General features: G+C 40.0%; 22 protein-coding genes. All 22 read left to right on the plus strand.

Features of this window, described 5'->3' with window-relative positions; all coding sequences use genetic code 11:
• The first annotated feature begins 19 nt into the window (after positions 1–19).
• The 22 genes from E2491_RS11385 (at position 20) to pseG (ending at position 22,937) form a co-directional block, all read left to right on the plus strand.
• Entirely contained in the window at positions 20–334 is a 315-nt protein-coding gene (locus E2491_RS11385) for an STAS domain-containing protein (protein ID WP_134375774.1), read from the plus strand.
• A complete protein-coding gene (locus E2491_RS11390) occupies positions 331–1,476 on the plus strand; it encodes a SpoIIE family protein phosphatase (RefSeq protein ID WP_134375775.1) in 1,146 nt (381 codons plus the stop codon). The genes E2491_RS11385 and E2491_RS11390 overlap by 4 nt, the downstream gene beginning before the upstream one ends.
• Before the next feature lie 38 nt (positions 1,477–1,514).
• Complete coding sequence (locus E2491_RS17740; protein WP_256369354.1) at positions 1,515–1,646, plus strand: hypothetical protein; 132 nt, start codon at positions 1,515–1,517, stop codon at positions 1,644–1,646.
• Positions 1,647–1,975: 329 nt separating this feature from the next.
• Positions 1,976–3,943: a FapA family protein gene (locus E2491_RS11395; RefSeq protein ID WP_134375776.1), complete on the plus strand. Its 1,968-nt coding sequence runs from the start codon at positions 1,976–1,978 to the stop codon at positions 3,941–3,943.
• A 143-nt stretch (positions 3,944–4,086) separates the two neighbouring features.
• On the plus strand, positions 4,087–6,039 hold the full coding sequence (locus E2491_RS11400; RefSeq protein ID WP_134375777.1) for a putative bifunctional diguanylate cyclase/phosphodiesterase: 1,953 nt from the start codon (positions 4,087–4,089) through the stop codon (positions 6,037–6,039).
• Positions 6,040–6,192: 153 nt separating this feature from the next.
• On the plus strand, positions 6,193–7,035 hold the full coding sequence (locus E2491_RS11405) for a DegV family protein (RefSeq protein ID WP_134375778.1): 843 nt from the start codon (positions 6,193–6,195) through the stop codon (positions 7,033–7,035).
• Between the two features lie 171 nt (positions 7,036–7,206).
• Positions 7,207–8,517, plus strand: coding sequence for an ATP-dependent helicase ComFA (locus E2491_RS11410; RefSeq protein WP_134375779.1), 1,311 nt, complete (start codon positions 7,207–7,209; stop codon positions 8,515–8,517).
• A 2-nt stretch (positions 8,518–8,519) separates the two neighbouring features.
• Complete coding sequence (locus tag E2491_RS11415; RefSeq protein ID WP_134375780.1) at positions 8,520–9,206, plus strand: ComF family protein; 687 nt, start codon at positions 8,520–8,522, stop codon at positions 9,204–9,206.
• 94 nt (positions 9,207–9,300) lie between these two features.
• Positions 9,301–9,714, plus strand: a complete 414-nt coding sequence (locus E2491_RS11420) for a TIGR03826 family flagellar region protein (RefSeq protein WP_134375781.1) — start codon at positions 9,301–9,303, stop codon at positions 9,712–9,714.
• 114 nt (positions 9,715–9,828) lie between these two features.
• Complete coding sequence (flgM, locus tag E2491_RS11425; protein WP_134375782.1) at positions 9,829–10,092, plus strand: flagellar biosynthesis anti-sigma factor FlgM; 264 nt, start codon at positions 9,829–9,831, stop codon at positions 10,090–10,092.
• Positions 10,093–10,109: 17 nt separating this feature from the next.
• Positions 10,110–10,580, plus strand: coding sequence for a flagellar protein FlgN (locus E2491_RS11430; protein ID WP_134375783.1), 471 nt, complete (start codon positions 10,110–10,112; stop codon positions 10,578–10,580).
• A gap of 21 nt (positions 10,581–10,601) precedes the next feature.
• The gene (gene flgK / locus E2491_RS11435) at positions 10,602–12,254 is read left to right on the plus strand and encodes a flagellar hook-associated protein FlgK (RefSeq protein WP_134375784.1); all 1,653 of its coding nucleotides are present in this window, start codon (positions 10,602–10,604) and stop codon (positions 12,252–12,254) included.
• Positions 12,255–12,271: 17 nt separating this feature from the next.
• Complete coding sequence (flgL, locus tag E2491_RS11440) at positions 12,272–13,354, plus strand: flagellar hook-associated protein FlgL (RefSeq protein WP_134375785.1); 1,083 nt, start codon at positions 12,272–12,274, stop codon at positions 13,352–13,354.
• Between the two features lie 16 nt (positions 13,355–13,370).
• Positions 13,371–13,949: a DUF6470 family protein gene (locus E2491_RS11445; protein WP_134375786.1), complete on the plus strand. Its 579-nt coding sequence runs from the start codon at positions 13,371–13,373 to the stop codon at positions 13,947–13,949.
• 9 nt (positions 13,950–13,958) lie between these two features.
• The gene (fliW, locus tag E2491_RS11450; RefSeq protein WP_134375787.1) at positions 13,959–14,396 is read left to right on the plus strand and encodes a flagellar assembly protein FliW; all 438 of its coding nucleotides are present in this window, start codon (positions 13,959–13,961) and stop codon (positions 14,394–14,396) included.
• Positions 14,396–14,617, plus strand: a complete 222-nt coding sequence (gene csrA, locus E2491_RS11455) for a carbon storage regulator CsrA (RefSeq protein WP_134375788.1) — start codon at positions 14,396–14,398, stop codon at positions 14,615–14,617. The genes fliW and csrA overlap by 1 nt, the downstream gene beginning before the upstream one ends.
• Positions 14,618–15,018: 401 nt before the next feature.
• Positions 15,019–16,698: a flagellin N-terminal helical domain-containing protein gene (locus tag E2491_RS17790; protein ID WP_134375961.1), complete on the plus strand. Its 1,680-nt coding sequence runs from the start codon at positions 15,019–15,021 to the stop codon at positions 16,696–16,698.
• 101 nt (positions 16,699–16,799) lie between these two features.
• Entirely contained in the window at positions 16,800–18,716 is a 1,917-nt protein-coding gene (locus E2491_RS11465) for a motility associated factor glycosyltransferase family protein (RefSeq protein ID WP_166805861.1), read from the plus strand.
• Positions 18,717–19,028: 312 nt separating this feature from the next.
• Positions 19,029–20,000 carry a UDP-N-acetylglucosamine 4,6-dehydratase (inverting) gene (gene pseB, locus E2491_RS11470; RefSeq protein WP_134375790.1) on the plus strand — a complete coding sequence of 324 codons (972 nt, stop codon included), beginning with the start codon at positions 19,029–19,031 and terminating at the stop codon, positions 19,998–20,000.
• A 5-nt stretch (positions 20,001–20,005) separates the two neighbouring features.
• Positions 20,006–21,205, plus strand: coding sequence for a UDP-4-amino-4,6-dideoxy-N-acetyl-beta-L-altrosamine transaminase (gene pseC / locus E2491_RS11475; RefSeq protein WP_134375791.1), 1,200 nt, complete (start codon positions 20,006–20,008; stop codon positions 21,203–21,205).
• Positions 21,202–21,936: a cytidylyltransferase domain-containing protein gene (locus tag E2491_RS11480; protein WP_134375792.1), complete on the plus strand. Its 735-nt coding sequence runs from the start codon at positions 21,202–21,204 to the stop codon at positions 21,934–21,936. The genes pseC and E2491_RS11480 overlap by 4 nt, the downstream gene beginning before the upstream one ends.
• A 17-nt stretch (positions 21,937–21,953) precedes the next feature.
• A complete protein-coding gene (pseG, locus tag E2491_RS11485; protein WP_166805862.1) occupies positions 21,954–22,937 on the plus strand; it encodes a UDP-2,4-diacetamido-2,4,6-trideoxy-beta-L-altropyranose hydrolase in 984 nt (327 codons plus the stop codon).
• The last annotated feature ends 10 nt before the right edge of the window (positions 22,938–22,947 follow it).

The raw sequence follows: 22,947 nt of genomic DNA on the forward strand, positions 1-22,947 counted from the left end.
TCAGGAGAGGAGGAAAACAATGCTGCATTATACGATTGATCAAACAGGTCCGTCAGCTACGGTTTATTTTGATGGGGACCTTGATATTGATACAACGGAGCTCATAGAAATTGAGCTGACTGATCTTTTACAGAAATTTGACAGAATTGCGATTGAATTTCAGGACGTCCGTTTTGTGGATTCATCTGGAATGGGACTGCTTTTAACCTTAGTACAGTCCCTTAAAGCTGAAGGGAAGGGTGTTTACATTAAACGGGTAAGAGAAGATGTAATGGAAGTTTTCGAATTGTTGCAGATCCCGGAAATTCTCGGAAGGAATACATTTATCCGATGAGCGGCGCGGCGGAAAGTAAAGATGTCCGTCGCAATGATCGCACGATGAAAAAAGGACCAACGGCTTCAATGGAAAAGATCAGTGAGACGATTGTGGAATCCCTGACCCACCACGTAGCAGTGATCAATCAATCCGGCCGGATTATCAAGGTCAACAGAGCATGGAAAAAGTACGCAAAGGAAAATGGTGGTGATCCTGAAAAGCTCTCAGCCGGTGCGGATTATTTTGCAGTTTGTGACAGGCAAACGGTGGCATCTATCCGGGAAGTCCTGGATGGAACGAAAGAAAATGTCCAGATCGAATACCCCTGTCATACGATTAGGGACAAAAAATGGTTCGCCATGAATGTGACGGCTTTAACAGAATCGGAAGACCATGTTATTTCTGGTGCGATCATTACTCATTTTGATGTAACAGAAAGAAAAGTGATGGAGCTGCGTCAGCTTAAAGAATTGGAGATGGCCAAAACGATTCAGAGAAGAGTGCTGCTTGATCCGATTGTGAAAGATCAGATTATCGTTAAAGGCTTTTATCTTGCGTCAGATCAGCTGTCAGGAGATTTGTATGCATGGTATGAAATTGATGAGCACCGTACAGGTATTATTCTGCTTGATATCATGGGGCACGGTCTGTCGTCAGGCATGATCAGCATGGCGATCCGCTCGATGCTTGAGAGGATTATTACAGAATTTCAGGAACCTGAAAAAGTGTATCTTGAGCTGAATAAACAGTTTCAATTATTCTTTAAGTCCGGACAGGGATACCGTAATTTTTTCTGTACAGGCATTTATCTTTTGATTGATACGAGACAAAAATCGCTGTCTTATTTTAATGCCGGTCAGCCAGGCGGAGTCCTTCTGGATGGTCAGCAGTTCACGTTGCTAAAAAGTTCTCTCGTTCCAATTGGTTTATTAACAGAACCGAATGTCCAGAGTACAACAATCCAGTGGGCAGGGGAAACGAATATTCTGCTTTATACAGACGGATTAACAGACTCATTATCCATGAGGCTGTCAGAAGGCGAAAAATTTCTTATTTCTGAAATGAATAAGGCGGATAATATTTTCTCGCATTTTGCTGAGTTGATTTCAGAGCTTGAGAGAAAAGATGACGTTGCTATTGTCAGCATATGTTTAACGTGATCGGATTTTATTAATCAATCTGGTGGCGGTTTGGTCACTTGGGGCAGCTATTTGGACACATTTGGTTTGAGCTTGGTCACTTTCGTGTTGCACTTGGACATCTTCATACCAAGCTTGGTCACTTTCGTGAAAATTTGCGGGTTGATTTTGATATTGAGGGGCTTGGATAATATAAAATAAGCAAAGGAGCTGAGATTTTCTAAATCAGCTTCTTTTTTCGTTTGAAAAACTTTTTTGGAGGACGAAGCACGAAGATTGTTAAAGCTGTCCCGAATGGTAAAACCTGCAGCAGTTTGAGTGAATGATCAGTACATAGCAATTATTTAAACTAGTTAAACTTGTACGTAAAAAAAGATAAAACAATTCTTATATCTTCCAATATAGAGTTGATTTTTTGAATATTTAGAAATATAATTAAGGTGAAAATAGTCTTTTATGATTAGTGGAAGAGGGGTCATATAAGGGTATAAAGTCATAATAAGAGAAGGCGGTGACGGAAATGGATTCGGTACTCTCAAATGGAAGAACAATTGAAGAGGCCATTGAGTCAGGATTAAAGGAATTAAATGTATCAAAAGAAGCGGTTGAGATCACCATCATTCAACAGCCTCAAAAAAGTTTTTTTTCTTCTAAGAAAGCGATCGTTAAAATCGATGTTAAAGCAGAAGACACCAGGAATGATACTTCACATACTCCCCCGCAGGATGGATTAGCCTGGATTCAAAACGGACAGCTTCACTTTAATGCTTCAAGTCAAAACTCCCCCTATTTAACCATACCGCACGATGAAGTCATCATTCAGGATGATATGGAACTGCAGGAAAAAACAGTCCTGTTGAAAGAAGGTCACAGCTATCGTATTAAACTTCAATCTGAATTTATTCCGCAAAAATGGTCAATCGAGACAGATGAATTGAATATGACAGTTTACCTCTCCTTATCTCCAAAAGTAGTGATTGAAAGATCTATGGCCGATGCCACACCTTCCAGCCACTTAAATGTGAAAATGATTGAACGTACATTCAATCATGCAGATATCACAGTGGAAGAACTGATGGAAGGGCTTCGACAAAAAGAAATTAAGGTTGATATTGATGTAAATCTTGTAAATGAAATACTGGCAAATCCTACTGCTGGAAGGCACAAAATTGCAGGGGGGTTGTATCCTGTGGCCGGGATTGATGGTGCCATAGATTTTCAAATTCAAACAGAAATAAAAGAAATATTCACTTCTGATGAAAAAGGAAAAATGAACTTCCGCGAACGTAATACACTTCCTGCGGTAGAGTCTGGAGATATTCTCGGGGAAGTAAAGGAACCGATACCGGGACAAGCTGGATACGATATTTTCAAGCAGCCGCTTGAACCAAGATCAGTCAATCCTGTCACATGTATGCTGAAGCCGGGTGTCAGAATGGATGGGTCCCTGATTGTTGCTGAAATCGCTGGCAGACCGTCTATAAAAAAGAAGAAGAATATGTATGAGATTGGTGTTGAAAACACCTACTTTGTGGACGGTGATGTTGGACTTGAATCAGGGAACATTGTCTATAAAGGAAATGTTGAGGTAAAAGGAAGCGTTCAGACCGGAATGAAGGTAGAGGCAAGCGGTGATATTACTGTAAATAAAAGCATAAATCAGGCGACCTGTCTGGCGGGGGATTCAGTTGTGATCAAGGGTCATATTATTACATCCCGGGTTACCACGGGGCATGAAAACCGCTTTAAAAAGGCCGGAGAGCTCCTTAAGGTGATCAAAGATGAATTAAACAGATTAGAGCTGACACTTCAACAGGTGAAGGGATCTGCGAAATATCTTGAAATCCAGCAGCTGAACAGGGGCGTTTCTCCGATTCTAGAGCTTCTGATTGATGCAAACTTCCAGGGTTTAAAAGGTTCGGTCCAATCCCTTCATCAGGTTTCAAACCATGACCGCGAGGAATTTCCGGAACCGTTTCAAAAAGTGATGGGGAATCTTTATCAATATTTTCTTCAGACAAGTGAGTCTGCGGTTGACTTCAGTGATCTTGAGGAGCTGAAGTCAGATCTCAATAAACTGATGCAGCATTTTCATGAAAGTAAACCGAGTGATATTGAATGCCTCAGCGTGATTAACAGTGATTTGGTTTCTGCCGGAGATATTACGATAAAAGGTGACAGCTGTGTGAATGCCCAGCTGGAAGCAGAAGGCACAATTGTGATTAACGGCAGCTTCAGGGGTGGAAAAGCATATGCAAAACGCGGCATTGTGTTCAATGAAGCAGGTGCTGTCAGTGGTACTCCAACACACCTTTGTGTTTCTGCCGGGGGCTTTATCAGAGGTCATCACGCATTTGAAGGAACCGTTCTTGAAATAGGTAAAAATAAAAAGATACTTGAAAAAAGCTATCAGTCTTTTGAAGTTACTCAAAATGAACACGGTTACATTTCGATGAAAGAACACGGTGAATATCAGGCACTAAGTTAGCAGATTAGAGCATAAGAGGCTGGACCAACGCGGATGAGCGGTTGATTCAGCCTCTTATTGTAAAAAATGTTTAAATATTTATTTGCTGACCGATATAGTAAGTAGTTCAATTTACTTATTAAAGATCATTGGAGTGATACTTTATGTACCAGGACATGGTTGATCTTATAAAGATGCCTGTTTGTATTTACAGCCATAATGGAAAAAAGCTTGCCTGCAATGATAGGTGGAGTGAGCTTCTTTCTTATCTTAAAGATTGGGATATGATGCTCAGCCATGATCATCAGGAGCTTCATTCTTCTATATTATCCGCCATAAAAGTTAACCGGCACCATGAATTAAAAATTCCTGTTTCCTTAACGGAAAACAGGGATGGAGAGATGTCATTTATGCTGTTGAATGACCAATCTGTTCTGTCGTTTCTGACTGTGAAGAGTCCGTCATTGACCGTTGATGAATCGGTTGAAGATGTGCTTGAAAGAATGAATGACGCTTTTTTTTCCGTAGATCACGAATGGAGAATGACCTATATTAATCGTGAAGCGGAAAAGTTTTTACATTGCCATCGTACCGATCTGATCGGGAAAAATCTTTGGAAGGAGTTTCCCCGTTTAAGAGGCAGTGAATTTGAGGAGAATTATTTAAGGGCATTTCATGATCAGGTTACCATTCAGTTCGAGTCGTATTTTGAGCCGCGGGATCACTGGTACCAGGTACATGTTTACCCTAATAAACATGGTGGAATTTCCATTTATTTCAGGAATATTAATGAACTGAAGAAAATGGAGCAGTCTTTATGGCAGTCTGCCCACACCGATTATTTGTCTGCTCTACCAAACAGACGTTACGCCTATGAGTGTATGAAAAAATACATATCCAAGGATCAGCCATTCTCTATATTTTTTATTGATCTGAATCAGTTTAAAATTATTAATGATTTGTATGGCCATGATATCGGGGATCAATTAATCGTTAAAGTCGGTCTCCGTTTGCAGAAATGTATGGATATAGATACAGAGGTTACACGTCTTGGCGGTGATGAATATTTGATCGTTGTACCGCAAGATCTGAATGATTCTGAGATTGATGCTGTCGGGAATCAGATTATCGGGGCATTTAATCAGGCGTTTGTTTTCGAGAATTGTCCTGATATTCATGTTGACCCAAGTGTAGGGGTCAGCTCTTTTCCGAAGGACGGCAGCCTGACGGATACGCTGATTGATAAAGCGGATATCGCCATGTATGAAGCGAAAAAGAAACAGAAGCTTCGGGCAGTACGCTATGATCCTGATATGCATCAGAGTATTTCCAGGGATTTAATTATTCAGCAGGAATTGAAAAAAATTGTGGAGCGTGGCGAGCTGGCTTTCGTTTTTCAGCCTCAGGTGGATTCTCTGAATAATTGGATTACCGGCGTGGAAGTACTGGCAAGATGGGAGCATCCTGTACTCGGTACGGTTTCACCGGCGGAATTTATCCCGGTCGCAGAATCATCAGGCATGATGGATAAATTGACCAGGCATCAGCTTGATACCTGTCTTCATCAGTTTGCACAATGGAAGAAAACCTACCACTTTGACGGAACGATTGCATTTAACATTTCGTCTTTGCTCATTCGAAACCGTTCATTTATGCGCTTTTTGGAAGAGGTTATACAAAAGCATGAGATTTCCTATCATCAGGTCGAAATTGAAATCACCGAAAATATTCAGCTGTTTTCCCACCGTGAAAGTATACAGGCGCTTGAGCGATTAAGAGAGCTCGGAGTACGGGTGGCGATTGACGATTTCGGAACGGGATATTCCACGCTGTCTTATTTAAATAAGTTCCCGCTCGATAAAATAAAGATCGATAAGCATTTTACGGATCAGATTCATGTGGATCAAAAAGGTGAAGCGATTTTGGTATCTATTATTAAGCTTGCAGACAGTCTTCGACTGGATGTTTTGGCTGAAGGGGTTGAAACCGCGGAACAGCGTGATTTTCTGCAGGAAAATGGCTGTCGCCATATGCAGGGCTATTATTATTTCAAACCGATGTCTTTAAAAGAATGTGAGAAATTTTATCGTGAGAAGATTTTAAAACATCGGGTCTGATTATTGATCCATAAGGTAATGGAGAAGCCAGGCCATTCTGTTTCATAAAATTAATGCATGCTTCATCTTCTTAAGATAGAATAGTATATGACAAGTGTCATATACGAAACTTCATATGAGATGAAGAATTGAGAGATAGATAAGGATGGTTGGATGAAGACAGCGATTGTGACTGACAGTACGGCATACATACCGAAAGAACTGCGTGAGAGGCTCTCCATCCACATGGTTCCATTGTGTGTCATTATTAACGGTGAGACTTATGAGGAAGAAGTAGACCTGACGACAGATGAATTTTATGAAGCAGTGCGAGGAGACGGGGATCTGCCGACGACCTCACAGCCTCCTGTCGGAAGATTCGCGGCGCTTTTTGAAGAGCTTGCTAAGGATTACAATGAAGTCATTTCCATTCATCTGTCCAGCGGCATCAGCGGTACGTTCAGCGGTGCTGTGCAGGCAGGTGAAATGGTGGATGACATTACCGTTTATCCATTTGACTCAGAAATCTCCTGTATGGTGCAGGGAATGTTTGTTATTGAGGCGGCTGAAATGGCGCAGAATGGAGCGGGTGCACAGGAAATTCTTGCGAGGCTCAATGATCTGAAAGAAACAACCCGTGCCTACTTTATGGTTGATAATCTCAGCCATCTGCAGCGCGGAGGACGTTTATCCAACGCGCAGGCCATTATTGGAAGCCTACTTCAAGTAAAACCGTTGCTGCATTTTGTTGATACAAAGATTGAACCATTTGAAAAAATCCGTACGCGTAAAAAGGCGATGAAGCGGATTGTCGATCTTCTAAAAGAAGATGCTCAAAAGCACGAAGCACTGCAGGCAGTCATTATTCATGCGAATCGCGAACAGGAAGCGATTGAGTGGAAAGATGAGATCAGCGCAGAGCTTCCGAACGTATCATTCCGCATCAGCCACTTTGGTCCGGTGATCGGTACCCATTTAGGGGAAGGATCGATGGGGCTTGGGTGGATGAAAAAGTAATATTTGAACCGTTGATTTCCGCTGCAGGCGGACGCTTTCCGCGGGGCCGGAGGTGAGCCCAGGTCTCACCTTTCCGGCTTCCTCCCGCTGGAGTCGCCGCCTTCCGCTGCAATCAACTATGTATTCCCCCCTCTTTCTATTAAGTACAAATAATCGAACCAGGAGGTCTCCATGTCCACTCTCCAGGCCCACCTCACGGGCAGACAGTTGTTAGAAAGCGAAGTCAGAGCACTTTTCCCCACTGAAGATTTAACCTCACTCCAAAAGAAACCAGCGATTGATAATAAAACGTGCATGCGGTGCGGAAATACTAAATCTTATTTGTTTGGCAGTCACCCATGCGCCAAATGCAATAAAAGATGTTTTTACTGCCGCAACTGTATAAGTGTCGGAAAAGCATCCGCCTGTACATCCGTCCTCTTATGGATTGAACAACCTTACAAGAAATCATCTCCGAGTGAACCAATTCTCCATTGGCAGGGCACCCTTTCACCGCCTCAGTTAAGAGCAGCTCATCTTATAAAAGAATCCATTCAATCTAAAAAATCAATACTTGTCCATGCTGTTTGCGGTGCTGGTAAAACAGAGATTTTATTTCCCGCAATCGAGCAGGCGATGCGGCTTGGACTTCGTATTTGTCTTGCAACACCGAGACGAGATGTTGTTCAGGAGCTGGCCCCGCGTTTAAAGCAGGCTTTCCCGACAGCTGATATTGAATCCTTGTATGGAGGCAGCGAGGACAGGCTGTCATTTGCGCATCTTACTATTGCGACGACTAACCAGTTATTTCGTTTTCGCGATGCGTTTGATGTGATGATCATTGATGAAGTGGATGCCTACCCTTATTCTGCTGATCAATCGCTTCAAAAAGCCGTGGAAAATGCCCGCAAACCGGATTCCTCTCTTATTTACCTAAGCGCTACCCCTTCCAGAAATATAAAATTAGACCGGATTGTTCGCATTCCGGCACGTTATCACGGTCATCAACTCCCCGTTCCACAAACGAAATGGCTCGGCAACTGGAAGAAGACAATCAAAAAAGACAAGATCGATCCTGCCTTAATAAAGTGGCTTTTGGCACATCCAAAAGCACTTGTTTTTATGCCTGATGTTGAATCAATGGAGCACTATTCGCGTATTCTTGGGATTCCATCTGTTCATGCCGAGGACCCGTTGCGGAATGAAAAGGTGATGCAATTTAGAAAAGGAGAGGTGAAGGTACTTTTGACGACGACGATTTTAGAGAGAGGCGTAACTTTTTCCAATGTGCATGTGGCGGTTGTGGGAGCTGACGAAGCGGTTTTTACAGACAGTGCGCTTGTTCAGATTGCTGGGCGGGTGGGCCGTGATCAGGATTTTCCGACAGGTAATGTGACGTTTTTTCACTGTGGGCTCACGAATCATATGATGAGAGCGATCCGGCAGATTAATAGCATGAATGAAGAAGCGGGAAAGCTCGGTTTGTTGAAGGAAGGGCTCTGACAATGAGGTGCCTCGTATGTCACGAGAGATTGGCTGTAGATATTGGCTGGTCGGACTTGTTTTCACCTCCGGATCCCGATCCGTTTTGTGAAAGATGCAGACGAAAACTTGTCAGAATTGATGATGATCATAAATGCAGTCTTTGCTCACGAAAAATGGACGTATTGACTGATGCCTGTGAAGATTGTGAGAGATGGGCGAGACATCCGGTTTATGGAAAGGTTCTTGATAAAAACTTCGCAATATATGAATACAATGACGAGCTGAAGGAGTTAATTAAAACGTTGAAATACAGTGGTGACTATGCTCTGGCAGGATGCTTCCAGAAAGAGATGAGACAGACTGTGAAAAAATTAAAGGGAATAGACTTGATTGTGCCTGTTCCTCTTAGTGAACAAAAGCTTAAAGAAAGGGGATTTAATCAGACGGAAGCATTTTTGGCTGAAGCAGGAATTCTTTTTCAGCCGTTTCTTCAGCGGATGAATGATCAGGGTAGGTCGCAGGCAAAAAAGAATAAACGAGACAGACATACCGGACAAAATCCTTTTAAAACGGATGAGCATGTTAGAGGTCAATCCATTTTAATCGTTGACGACCTGTACACAACGGGCACAACCATACGTCATGCAGCATGGACATTAAAACGTGCAGGGGCAGACAGGATTTATTCGCTGACTATTGGACGCTGATAAAAAGTAATTACTGATAAAGTCCTATAACCCACCTTCCACTTATCTGCCTTTTGATATATACTGAAGAAAAGAATCGAAGGAGGGCTTTTTTATGGCTGAACTGCGTAATTGCCCGAAATGTGATGCGATTTTCAACTTTAATGGTTTGCGGGATGTGTGTCCTTCCTGTCATAAACAGGAGGAGGAATTATTTGAGATTGTGTACCGTTTTCTCAGGCAGCGTGAGAATCGTGCTGCTACGATGGAACGGATTGAGGAAGTGACTGGAGCTGACTCGAGCCTTCTATATAAATGGGTTCGTAAGCGCAGATTACACCCTGCCCAGTTTCCCGGACTCGGTTATCCGTGTGATAACTGCGGGACGCTGATCACGCAGGGGAAACTTTGCAGAACTTGTACGGATAATATTAAAAATGATTTGAAGCAGCATGATTCAAACGTAGCATTTAGAGAAGCTGTTGAAAAATCGGGTAAGAAAACATATCTTTCAAACCGGGATCGTTAATAGAAGGCGCATGGGACTTTTTTTCTAATTTCCCCATGCGTCTTTAATTTATTTTTAAATTGCCGATATACTTAATAACGATAACCTTTAGTTCAAGGAAAGCAGGTGAAATCAATGAAAATTAATCCGTTAAATAATAGTGCGATCAATCCGTACAAACGCCAGCAGGCGAAGGTGGAGCAGGCGGAAGCACAGAAGCAGAAAACAACGGATAAGCTTGAGATTTCCAATCAGGCAAAAGAATTACTCGGTAATGGACGTATTCAGGCTGAGCGCAGGGAGAAAGTCGATCAGCTGAAATCGGAGGTTGAGAACGGCACTTATAAGGCAGATCCGAAAAAAACCGCTGAAGATCTTCTTAAGTTTTTCAGAAGCTAATATAAAGGAGTCCCCACATGAGCAAACCACTACTTGAAACCCTTGACCAGCTGATTCAGTTACATCAGGATTTTCTGAAAGTGGCTGAAGAGAAAGCAGATGTTCTGAAAAATAAAGATGTATCTGAACTACAGGTGATCCTGAAAAAAGAACAGACATATGTAGCGGCCATTCAGACATTGGAAAAAAGACGTATGGAACAGGCTTCTTCTTTTATCAGCAAAGACAATGCAACACTTGCTGACATTATTGAAGAAGCCGAACCTTTGTTAAAACAGCATTTGGAGCAAAAACGTGATGAATTGATACTGGCTGTAGCAAATCTGGCACAGCAGAATGAACTGAATAGAGAATTAACAATTACTTCACTACAGTTTGTCAATATGACAATTAATATGCTTCGTCCAAAAAACGATACGATGAACTATTCAAATATGAAGAGAAAACCGCAGCGGATGAATCAGTCAATGTTTGATTCCCGTACCTGAGGATAACGGAGGGACTATTCAATGAGAGCAACTTTCCAGGGGCTTGAAGCCGCAAAACGTGCCATTTTTACACAACAGAGTGCCCTGTATACAACAGGCCACAATATTGCCAATGCAAATACGCCGGGCTTTTCCCGTCAGCGTATTGACTTTAAAGCAACAGACGGATTCCCGACTGCAGCGATGAACCGTCCTGAAATGCCGGGACAGGTTGGTACAGGTGTAGAAGCTGGTGCCGTTCAGCGTTACCGGGATACATTTCTTGATATGCAGTACCGTCAGCAAAATACAGGGCTTGGCTACTGGAGCTCACAGGCACAGGGGCTTCACCGGATGGAAGAAGTGATGAATGAACCTTCCGATCAGGGTCTTTCGAAGGTTCTTGATCAGTTCTGGTCCTCTCTTGAAGATTTATCCGTTAACCCGGAGGATGCTGGAGCACGTGCTGTCGTACTTCAGCGCGGTCAGGCTGTTGCCGAAACGTTTAATTATCTGAACGACCGTCTATCTGTCAATAAAAAGGATATCGGTGCACAGATTGATAATACGAACTTTGGTGTAAACGGTATTTTACGTCAGATCCATGCTTTAAATCAGCAGATTGGTGATATTGAGCCGAACGGTTATTTGCCAAACGATCTTTATGATCAGCGTGACAAGCTTGTAGACGAACTGTCTGAACACGTTTCAATTCGTGTGAGCTATACGAGCAGCGGTGGAAATTCAGGTGGAGCAGCACAGGGCAAGGCCACGATTGAGCTGCTGGATGCCAATCTCAAGCCAATGGCTTTTCTTGTAGATGGCAAAGTGGATCAGGTAAACCAGGTTAAAGTTCAGATGGACGACACGAAAAATCACGTTGTATCTGTCAGCGTAGGTTCTTTTGCAGCGAATGGGAATTTTAACGCTGAACGAACATTTGATATGAACCAGTTTACTTCGCAGGGATCACTGCTCGGGCATATCCACAATTTTGGTTACACTACAGACACGACGGATCCAACAAATCAGAACGTTGAGGTGAAGGGCAATTATCCGGAAATGCTGGATGAAATTGATCTGATTGCCTTTAACTTTGCGGATGCTTTTAATAAAGTTCACCGGGCAGGATTCAGCCTTGAAGATATTACATCAGGAACGAAAACAAACAGAGACTTTTTTACCGGCATGAACTACCTTCCGCCAGTTGATCCAATGGATCCAAATGAGGTGCCAGTTATTGACCCGGCTTCACTCAAAGGTTTTGCCGCAGCCATTAAATTAAGCAATCAACTTTCAAACAATCCTGAAAGAATTGCCGCAGCAGCAGAATCAGAGGCAACACCGGGAGTTGCTTTCTCCGGAAATGGAAGAAATGCTCTTGAAATGGCGAGGGTCAAGGATGCCATGATGAGTTTTAATGGTCAGCAAACGAGCGTGTCAAACTATTACCAGGGCGTCATTGGTAATATGGGGGTTAAGACGTCTGAAGCGGACCGTCTCGGTGGCAACAACCTGATTCTTCTTGATTCCATCCAACGTAACCGTGATTCAGTCAGCTCTGTTTCTCTCGATGAGGAAATGACAAATATGATCAAATACCAGCAGGCGTTTAATGCTGCTTCGCGTAATATTACAGTTGTCGATGAAATGCTTGATAAAATCATTAATGGAATGGGCCTTGTCGGCCGGTAAGGGAGGGAACTGATTAAATGAGAATTACACAATCCATGCTCAGCAATAACTCGCTTCGTCATTTAAGTGAGAGCTATAAAAGAATGCAGACGTATCAGGATCAGCTGAACACAGGTAAAAAAATCACAAAACCTTCCCAGGATCCGGTCGTGGCGATGAAGGGAATCCGTTACCGTACAGAGGTGACGGAAACCCGCCAGTACCTTGAACGAAACCTTTCACAGGTATACAGCTGGGTTGAAAACTCAGATACGTCGCTTGATAAAGTTGGCGCAACGCTCTCCAGAATGCGGGAACTCACCGTTCAGGCATCAAATGATACATATGAGGCAAATCAGCGCCGTGCCATTTCAGATGAAGTGTCGCAGCTGATTGAACATGTGGGGACGATTACAAATACTAAGGTCAATAATCAGTATATTTTCAATGGGACAGATACGATTACACAGCCTTATAATTCGGAGGAAGTGTTTGTCGATCATGCTGATTATGGAACATTTGCACCTGAAGATATTGCGATCGGCTATGATGGAGAGTCTTATTTCTATGATGGCGCAGGCCTTTATGTCGGAAAAGATGATCCATCCAAAACGATCGCATTCGATGGAACAAACTTTGTCGATCAGGCAGGTGCAGTGCTTGAAGAGGATGAGACAATTCTGATGCAAAAGAATATGCTCCCTTCAAACAACGAATCCGTTGAAATTGAAATTATGAAGGGCATTTCACTTGGTGTTAATATCCGTCCTCAGGATGTCTTTACGCCAGCCTTTTTCGGGGATATGAAGGTTTTGTTAAATAAACTTGAATCCGGCGAATCAAATGAGGAGCTCAGTCCGTTTCTAAGCAAACTAGACCGGCATATGGATGCTTTTGTTGCTGAACGTGCAAATATTGGAGCGAAATACAACCGCGTTGAAATGATTGAGACGCGCCTGTCAGAACAGGAAGTGACGGCTACACGTGTTATGTCTGAGAATGAAGATATTGATGCAGAACGTGTGATCATCGATATGCTGTCAGAAGAAACACTTTTACGTGCAACCCTTTCTACAAGCGCACGGATTATCCAGCCTACATTGATGGATTTTCTCCGATAAAAAATGAGGTGAGTGTATGATCCCATCAATGCTGCAATACAATATCACCAATGCCAGAACAGGTATCAACTATAACCAGCCTGTTATGAATATAAAGCAGCCAAAAGCGACACTGGACATTAAGCAGCCAAAAGCGGATATGACGATTTCGACGACACCATCAAAACTTTTGATCGATCAGACGGAGGCATTTGCTGCTATGGATCGTCTTGATCCACTTCGCAGAGCTAAAGAATATGTAGATAAAATCATGGCCGAATATCCTGAACTCGTTAAAAAACGTGCGCGTCAGGGTGATCAGATGATGAGGATTGAAAACGGTGGAGGTGCGATCGCAGCCATTGCTAAAGAAAATGGCACGCCACCTATGAAACAGATGGTGATGGGCTTTATACCAAAAACACCATTTGACGTGAAGATTGATTACCAGCCATCAGAGGTGAACATTGATGTCCGCCGGAATGCACCTGTTATTAATTCAAGTGTCAACAGGCCACAGATTGACATTCCAAGATGGTCTGCTTCTATTTATATGGAGCAAATGCCATCCATTGATTTTGACTATCTAGGCAAAAACATTAATCTCAACGGATAGGATGAGAAGATGAAAACGAAATACCACGGAGAAATAAATGAAACTGATTTTCCGGCTCTGACGTTCGAGGAAGGGATTCCCGGATTTCCTGCTGAGAAGGATTTTGTTTTAGTTCCACTTGATCAGCAGTCACCTTTCACGGTCATGCAGTCAAAAAAGGAACCGGAGCTTGCCTTTATCATCGTGAATCCGTTTGATTTCTATCCTGATTACGAAATCCAGCTATCTGATACGACGATTGCAAAGCTCGGTATCGAACAGGAATCAGATGTGATGATTTTTTCTATTTTGACTGTGCAAAATCCTTTTAAAAACACAACAGCCAACCTGCAGGCGCCTGTCGTGTTAAATAAGAAAAACAAAAAAGCACGCCAGATTATCCTGAATCAGTCTGAGTATTCAACAAAGCACCTCATTACAAGTCCGCTTGTAAAGGAGAAACGCTGATGCTGATCCTCAGAAGAAAAAAAGATGAGTCGATTATGATCGGGGATCAGATTGAAGTGAAGGTTCTCGGGATAGATGGTGATCAGGTGAAGATCGGGATCAAAGCCCCGGGTGATGTGGATGTGTTCCGTACGGAGATTTATGTTTCCATTCAGGAAGAAAACAGTCGTGCTGCGTCACAGACGATTGATATTAGTCAGTTATTAAATCAAAAAAAGTGATCATCACAATAATTGTGGTGATCATTTTTTTGTGGTATTTAATAACCGTGCCGGGTTATTCCTTCGCTTTCCACGGCCGCGCGGTGAGCCAGCTGTGCTGCGCACATCTGTCTCACCTGTCGCTTCTCTGCCGTAGGAGTCTACGGAATAACCCGGCACTAAGTGTTTGTTAAAACTACAAGGATTATAAATAGTCTTATAAATTTATTGTTTTGTAATTTCACTCGTAATCTTAAAAATTATTTATGAAGAATTTTTTATATTTAGTATTAAAGGATCAGCTTTTCGTCCGATATATACATTGTAGCAGCGGAACGCCGGTCGGCCGACGAGCGGTTCGTCTGTTACATATTGCAGGGCCACAAGGACGTGGAACCTTACATTCAGGGAGGAATTTACTTATGATTATCAACAATAACATTCCGGCGTTAAATACTTACCGCCAAATGGGCATCAACCAGGGTGCTGCACAGAAAGCTATGGAAAAACTATCTTCAGGTCTTCGTATTAACCGTGCAGGAGATGACGCTGCAGGTCTTGCGATCTCTGAAAAAATGCGTGCACAGGTTCGCGGTTTGGACCAGGCATCACGTAACTCACAAGACGGTATCTCTATGATCCAGACTGCTGAGGGTGCACTTCAGGAAACACAAAACATCCTTCAGCGTATGCGTGAGCTTGCTACACAGGCTGCCAACGATACAAACGTTGAAGTTGACCGTAAAGAAATCCAGAAGGAAATGAACCAGCTTACTTCTGAAATTAACCGTATCGGTAATACTACAGAGTTCAATACTCAGAAGCTACTTGATGGAAATCTTTCATCTACATTTACAACTACATCTAGTTCTTTGGCATCTACTACAGGCGCTGCAACATTCAGTCATGCAAATGTTACGTTAGTAGCTGGATTAACTACTAACAACATTCCTAAATTCATGAATGGTACTACTGAAAATGAAGTTGCAATTGATACTAGTGGTAATTTCTCGCAAAATATTTCATCTTCTCAGGGAACAATCACAATTACGAGAAGTGGTGACCAGTTAAATGTTAACCTTTCAACGTCCACTACAGGTAACGGGACTTTAGAAATAGCAAATGATGACATCTCTGTTGATGAAGATGGTAACTTCACTTATGACGCTCATGGAGTAAGTTTTACTCTAACAGCTGAAGAGTTTAGTAAGCTAGGTGAAGGACAAGGAATCTCGATCACAGGTATCGATAGTGCTGCAACTGAAGCAACTACTTCTAGCAGCTTTAGTTCAGTTGTAGGTGTATCAGCAGGTGGAACGAACCCTGAAATTACAGGATTTGAAGTTGATGCAACAGACGCAGGTGCATTCGCAAATGCTAGTTCGCTGGAAGTAACATCTAACTCTGCAGGAGCAACTGTGACCATCAAAGACGCTAGTGGAAATGTATTGAGTGAAGATACATTTACTGCTTTGAGTGCTGGTGGAACGCTTTCTTATGACGCTCACGGAGTTGAGTTCGATCTGGCTATGGAAGATGCTGAAGGTGTATCTTTTGTACATCAGTTTGCTACAACATCAACTGAGAATGTTGAAGACAAATCAGTAAGTTTCCAAATTGGCGCTAACCAGAACCAGGCGTTAAGCATCTCAATCAATGATATGAGAGCAAGTGCACTCGGAATCAGTGGTACTGGTGACCAACTATCTTTCACAAACCGTGAGGGAGTTGTAGAAACTGTATCATTAACATCTACATCTGATGTTACTGATGGTACTGATAACGTTGGTGTTGAAAAAGCACTTGACGTTTCTACTCACGAAAATGCTGCTAAGGCAATTACAGTTCTTAACAACGCGATTGAGTCTGTATCTTCTGAGCGTTCTAAGCTTGGGGCAACTCAAAACCGTCTTGAGCACACAATCTCTAACCTGAACAACTCTTCTGAGAACCTTCAGGCTGCTGAGTCTCGTATCCGTGACGTTGACATGGCTAAAGAAGTAATGGAAATGACTCGTGCGAATATCCTTGGACAGGCTTCTCAGGCAATGCTTGCGCAAGCTAACCAAGCTCCACAGGCAGTTCTTCAGCTTCTTGGATAATTTCTCTATTGAAAGGGCTCGATATTTAATTGAGCCCTTTTATTTTAATAAAGCTTAATCTTTTAAGCTTTATTAAAATGAAAGGGTGTGTAAAGTTATTTATGTCAACTATTACTACAGATTTATATCTGAAAAATACATACAAAAAGAATATAGATTCTTTGAGCAAGATTTATCCTGAAGTAGCAGAGCGATTAAAGGATACAACAGTTAATAATAACAAATATTCATTAAAGAAATTAAAGAAAAATAATTATAATTTAGAAGTAAAATACAAGAATTTATTCTATTACAATGGTATGGATCCATTTCAAGATTCAAAAAGTGAACTGCAAAAATTAAATTTAGTAAACACAAAAATGGCTTTATTTCTTGGATTAGGATTAGGGTATGAATTGTTAGCTTTTGTTAAAGAGGTTTCACAAAAGCAAAAAACAATGCAAATTATGGTTGTTGAAAAAGAATGGGAGATTTTCAAATTAGCACTCATGGTGAACGATTTTTCTAGTTTTATTAATAACAAAAATTTTTTGTTTATTATAGGAAAAAATGATGAAGAATTACCTCACGAGTTGTTTCATATACTAAAATCAAATAATCGTATATTATATCTAAAAGCGACAAACCCTGTTTATCACACGAGTTCATTAAGGGTTAATAAAGATTATTATGTAAATTTAATTAAAGTTTTTAGAGAAACAGGTTTGCGGGTCATTGAATTTTATGGGAATGATCCTGAAGATTCTTTAATTGGAATAGAGAATATGCTTGAAAATATAATTGAAATTGTGAATAACCCTGGAATTGATTATTTATACAATAAATTTAAAGGGAAACCTGCTATTATAGTTTCAACCGGTCCGTCATTGAATAAGAACAAGCATTTATTAAAAGGGCTCGAAGATAAAGCACTAATAATATGTCCGGATGCATCTTTAAGAATATTGATCGGCATGGGTATCAAACCTCACCTTGTTACTTCACTCGAAAGGGTTCCTCAAGTAATTGAATTAGTGAAAGGTTTTAAAAAGGAGGAAGTGGAGGATATACATTTTGCGGCATGTCCCGTCATTCAAAACAGTGTGTATGAGGCGTATCCTGGTCCACGAGTAATTGTATATAGAGATTTCTCTCATTTTAATTGGCTGGGCATTGAAAAGGGAACCCTTAACATTAAAGCATCGTCAGGGAATATGGCATTTAAGCTAGCAGAGGCATTGGGATGTAATCCTATTATACTTACTGGACAAGATTTAGCGTTTAGTAGAGATGGTACTACTCATGCTAAAGGTGCCGACTTAGGTGAAAGACAGGAGTCGTTTCTTAAAGGAAATTACTTAAAAGTCATGGGTAATGATGGAGAACTAATTGAGACGACACCTGTGTGGAATATGTTTAGAAAAGGTTACGAAGAAGATATTCACTTTTATAGCGGACAATGTATTAATAGCACTGAAGGTGGCGCATATATTCAGGGAACTGAAATAATGCCTTTAGCAGAATCAATTCAAAGACATATTAATAAGAGCTTTAATCCCCTCGAATTAATTAAAGAGTCTCTTTCTAATTTTAAAGATTCCGATCGTTTTAATGATATAAATAGAGTAAAGATTTTGTTAGATGAAACCATTTTAGATACAGATAAGATCATTGAAATTTGTAATTCATCTGTTCAAATGATTAATGAAAAAAAGATATATTTGGAAGAAATTGTTTTAAATCGACATACTGAATTTTCAGACCGAAAATTAATAAATATTAACAATGAGATATTGAAATGTAAATCAAAGATACAAACTGCTTATCCTAAAACTTTTGGAGGGTTAATAATGCACACGATACAGTCATATTTCATTAAATTCGAAATAGATATTAATGCAATTCCTTCGAAATATAGTTCTAATCACCAAGCTATTGCTGAAAGTAGTTTACTACATGAGGTTTTTTTTATAAATGTGGCAAAAATGACTAAGAAAGTGCAAGAATGTCTAAAAACAGCAAGTGAAAAACTAAATTAATTACTTTCACGTATCGATTTCTTATTTTTTATGATTGGAATAAAGTTTAATAATAAATTTGAGTAGATCAAAATTAACAAAGTTGGCCCCTCGTGAAAATCTTGCAATCTTACATTTTTTATGATGTAAATGATTCAGGTAAAGGAGAGTTATTTTTAGCTCTCCTTTATTTTTCGTATAAAATTAATGTAATATGAAAAAAAATAGCCGATATAAGTTATATAATTGAATAATCATGTTTTGTACATATAAAGTTCATTATTTTTGAAGGATAAATCATAAATACTTATTTTCCTATTAGGAGTGATTAAATTGAATTTAGACAACAAAATAATTTTAGTTACAGGTGGAACAGGATCTTTTGGGAAAAAATTCACAAAGAAAATAATTGAATCTAATTTAAAAAAGGTCATTATTTTTAGTCGTGATGAATTAAAGCAATATGAAATGGCCAAGGAATTTACTGATCCTAGGATCAGATTTTTTATTGGAGATGTTCGAGATAAAGATCGATTGTACCGTGCTTTTGACGGAGTTGATATAGTAATACATGCAGCTGCTTTAAAGCACGTTGAGGCTTGTGAATATAATCCATTTGAAGCCGTAAAAACCAATATAAATGGTGCTCAAAATATCATAGAAGCTGCCATAGATCGCGGCGTTGGAAAGGTTATTGCGCTCAGTACTGATAAAGCAGCAAGTCCGGTAAATTTATATGGTGCTACAAAGCTTGCTTCAGATAAACTTTTCGTTGCCGGAAATTCGTATGCTGGGGATAAGCCAACACGGTTTTCTGTCGTTCGATACGGAAATGTTGTAGGTAGCAGGGGGAGCGTTGTTCCATTTTTTAAAAAGCTTGTTGATCAAGGATCAGATTCAATTCCAGTTACAGATGAGCGTATGACGCGTTTTTGGATTACTTTAGATCAAGGAGTTCAATTTGTTATAGATAGTTTAGATAGGATGAAGGGTGGGGAGATTTTTGTTCCTAAAATTCCAAGTATGAGAGTAAAAGATTTAGCTCGGGCTATAGCTCCAAATGTAGAAACTAAAATCATTGGCATCCGTCCTGGAGAGAAACTTCATGAATCTATGATTACTGAAGACGATGCCAGGAGAACCTTGGAATATGATTCTTATTACGTTATACAACCCGAATTTCCTTGGTGGGATGAGGGGTTTGCAAATGGTGGAATAAAACTTCACGATGGTTTTAGCTATGTCAGTGATCGTAACAATGATTGGTTAACAGTGGAACAGCTGAGAGAACTAGTAAAGGGTTGAGCAAAATGAAGAGTAAGCTCACGTTAGAGAATGCAACTAAAAGAAAAGAGTTCTTACCTTATGGTCGTCAGTGGATAGATGAAGATGACATTAAGACGGTCATTGATGTATTAAAGGGAGATTACCTCACGACCGGGCCATATGTTCAAAAGTTCGAACAAGCAATTGCCCAATATACCGGAGCTAAATATGCAGTCGCTTTTTCTAACGGTACTGCTGCTTTGCACGGGGCGTGTTTTGCTGCAGGAATTGAAGCAGGTGACGAAGTGATCACAACACCCCTTACTTTTGCAGCCAGTTCAAATTGTGTGCTGTATCAGGGAGGGACACCTGTTTTTGCAGACGTTGACCCCAATACTTATAATATAGATCCAGTTGAAGTGGCATCGTTAATTACGCCAAAAACCAAAGCGATCATCCCTGTAGATTTTACAGGACAACCAGCAGACTATGAGAAACTGAATGAATTAGCAAAAAAGCATAATTTAGTGATTATTGAAGATGCTGCACATGCGCTGGGAGCAACATACAAAGGCATGAAAACAGGTTCTTTCAGTGATATGACGATGTTCAGTTTCCATCCTGTTAAGCATATTACGTCCGGCGAGGGTGGAGTCATTACCACAAATAGTGAAGAGTATTATCGTAAATTAGAGATGTTCCGCTCTCATGGCATCACACGGAATCCTGCACTCTTAGGAAACAATGAGGGGCCATGGCATTATGAAATGCAATTTCTGGGATACAACTATCGCATGACTGATATCCAGGCTGCATTAGGGGAAAGTCAGCTGAAAAAGCTTGATCATTTTATTGATGTTCGTAAGAAATACGCATTAATGTATACAAATTCATTTAAAGAGTTGGATGAAATCATTACTCCATTTCAGCACGGAGACGGTGAATCGAGCTGGCATTTATATACGATCAGGTTGAATAAAAATGTTTTTCGTACAAATAGAAAAATGGTTTTTGAAGCACTTATTGATGAAAATATTGGTGTTAATGTTCACTATATACCAGTGTATCAGCATCCCTATTATAAAGAACTTGGATATCCAGATGGTCTCTGTCCTGTTGCTGAAGAAATATATGAGAGTATTATCACATTACCACTGTTTCCTGCAATGTCTGAAAACGATGTGAATGATGTGATAGCTGCGGTTAAAAAGGTAATCATTGAATTACGGGAGAAGACGGTATGAAGATAACTGCGATCATTCAAACCAGGATGGGCTCTACACGTTTGCCGGGGAAAGTGTTGAAAAAATTAGGCGACAAGACTGTACTTGCGCATGTTATCGAGAGAGTTTCACAGTCAACTGAGGTTGATGACATCATCATTGCAACAACAGAAAACCCGGAAGATCACCAGGTTGTTGATGAAGCATTAAAAGCTGGGGTGAAAGTTTTTAGAGGTAGTGAATCTGACGTTTTGAGCAGGTATTATTATGCTGCTAAACAAAACAATACTGATGTAGTCGTCAGAATTACCTCTGACTGTCCATTAATTGATCCAAACATTATTGATGAGATGATAAAATTATACATTAATGAAAGTTATGATATAGTTACAAATGCTGGATCAGACATTTCACAAAGAACATATCCAAGAGGACTTGATGCGGAAATATTTTCTTTTGGGGAATTGAAGAATGCGTTTTCATATGCAAAAGAACCTTATCAATTAGAACATGTTACCCCGTATTTATATGAGAACAGTAATAATATTTATATTTATAAGCATCCTTATGATTATTCGATGTATAGATGGACGCTAGATACCAATGAAGATTTTAATCTAATTACTGAAATTTATAAAAGGCTATATAGGGGAGAACATAGTTTTTACTTAAACGATATTATACAAGTATTTAAAAAAGAGGCTGACCTTTTCGCAATTAATAAACATATAGAGCAAAAGAAAATCAATTAAATTGAAGGATGAAAAACATGAAGGTGTTAATCTTTACTGAAGGCGGGAGTCAAAGTGGATTTGGACATATTTCAAGATGTTGCTCTATTTACGATGAATTAGAGCGGAGAGCTATTAGCGTAAAATTTATTATTTGTGGGGATAAAAAACATATAAGTGAAACTCTGAAGAATAGAAAATACGAACTTTATAATTGGACTGAACTTCAAAATATTAAAAGAATCAATCTGAAAGATATGATATGTATAATAGATTCATATAAAGCATCTTCTGCCATATACAATTATATCGCCAACCAATCAATTAAAATTTTATGCATAGATGATTATAACCGTTTAAATTATCCGGAAGGTATTGTATTAAATCCATCGATATATACAGACGAACATTATTATCCTGAAAACATGAATATCAAATATTTATTAGGAAAAGAATACATCATTCTTAGAGATGCATTTTATAGTCGACATACAAAAATAATAAATAAAGATGTACAAAAAGTATTGATTACTTTAGGAGGCTCAGACATAAGAAACCTTACACCGAAAATAATGGACTGCCTAAAAGTATATCCACATATTTCTAAAAACGTAGTAATTGGAAGCGGCTTCAACAATATTAATGAAATTAAGCAAAAATGTGATTGTAAAACTAATCTACATTACAACTTAATCGATGAAGATATGAAAAATTTTATAGACGTTTCTGACATAGTAATAACAGCAGCTGGACAGACTGTATATGAATTGCTGAGTAGGAGAACACCTTTTATTCCCATTCAAGTGGTTGATAATCAGAAATACACGACAAAAGGTTTAATTAAATTTAATTTGGTAAATAAAATTTTGAACTGGGAAAAAGTAGATTTTGAAAAAGATTTAATGAATGAGTTTAATATACTTATGAACTATGATGAAAGAGTAGCCTTAAACAAAAGATACAAAACTCTAATTGATACTTCTGGTATAAAAAAAATTGTTACCGCATTATTAGAAAGTTAATGTCAAGTGA

This window comes from Jeotgalibacillus sp. R-1-5s-1, from assembly GCF_004405105.1.
Lineage (GTDB): Bacteria > Bacillota > Bacilli > Bacillales > Jeotgalibacillaceae > Jeotgalibacillus.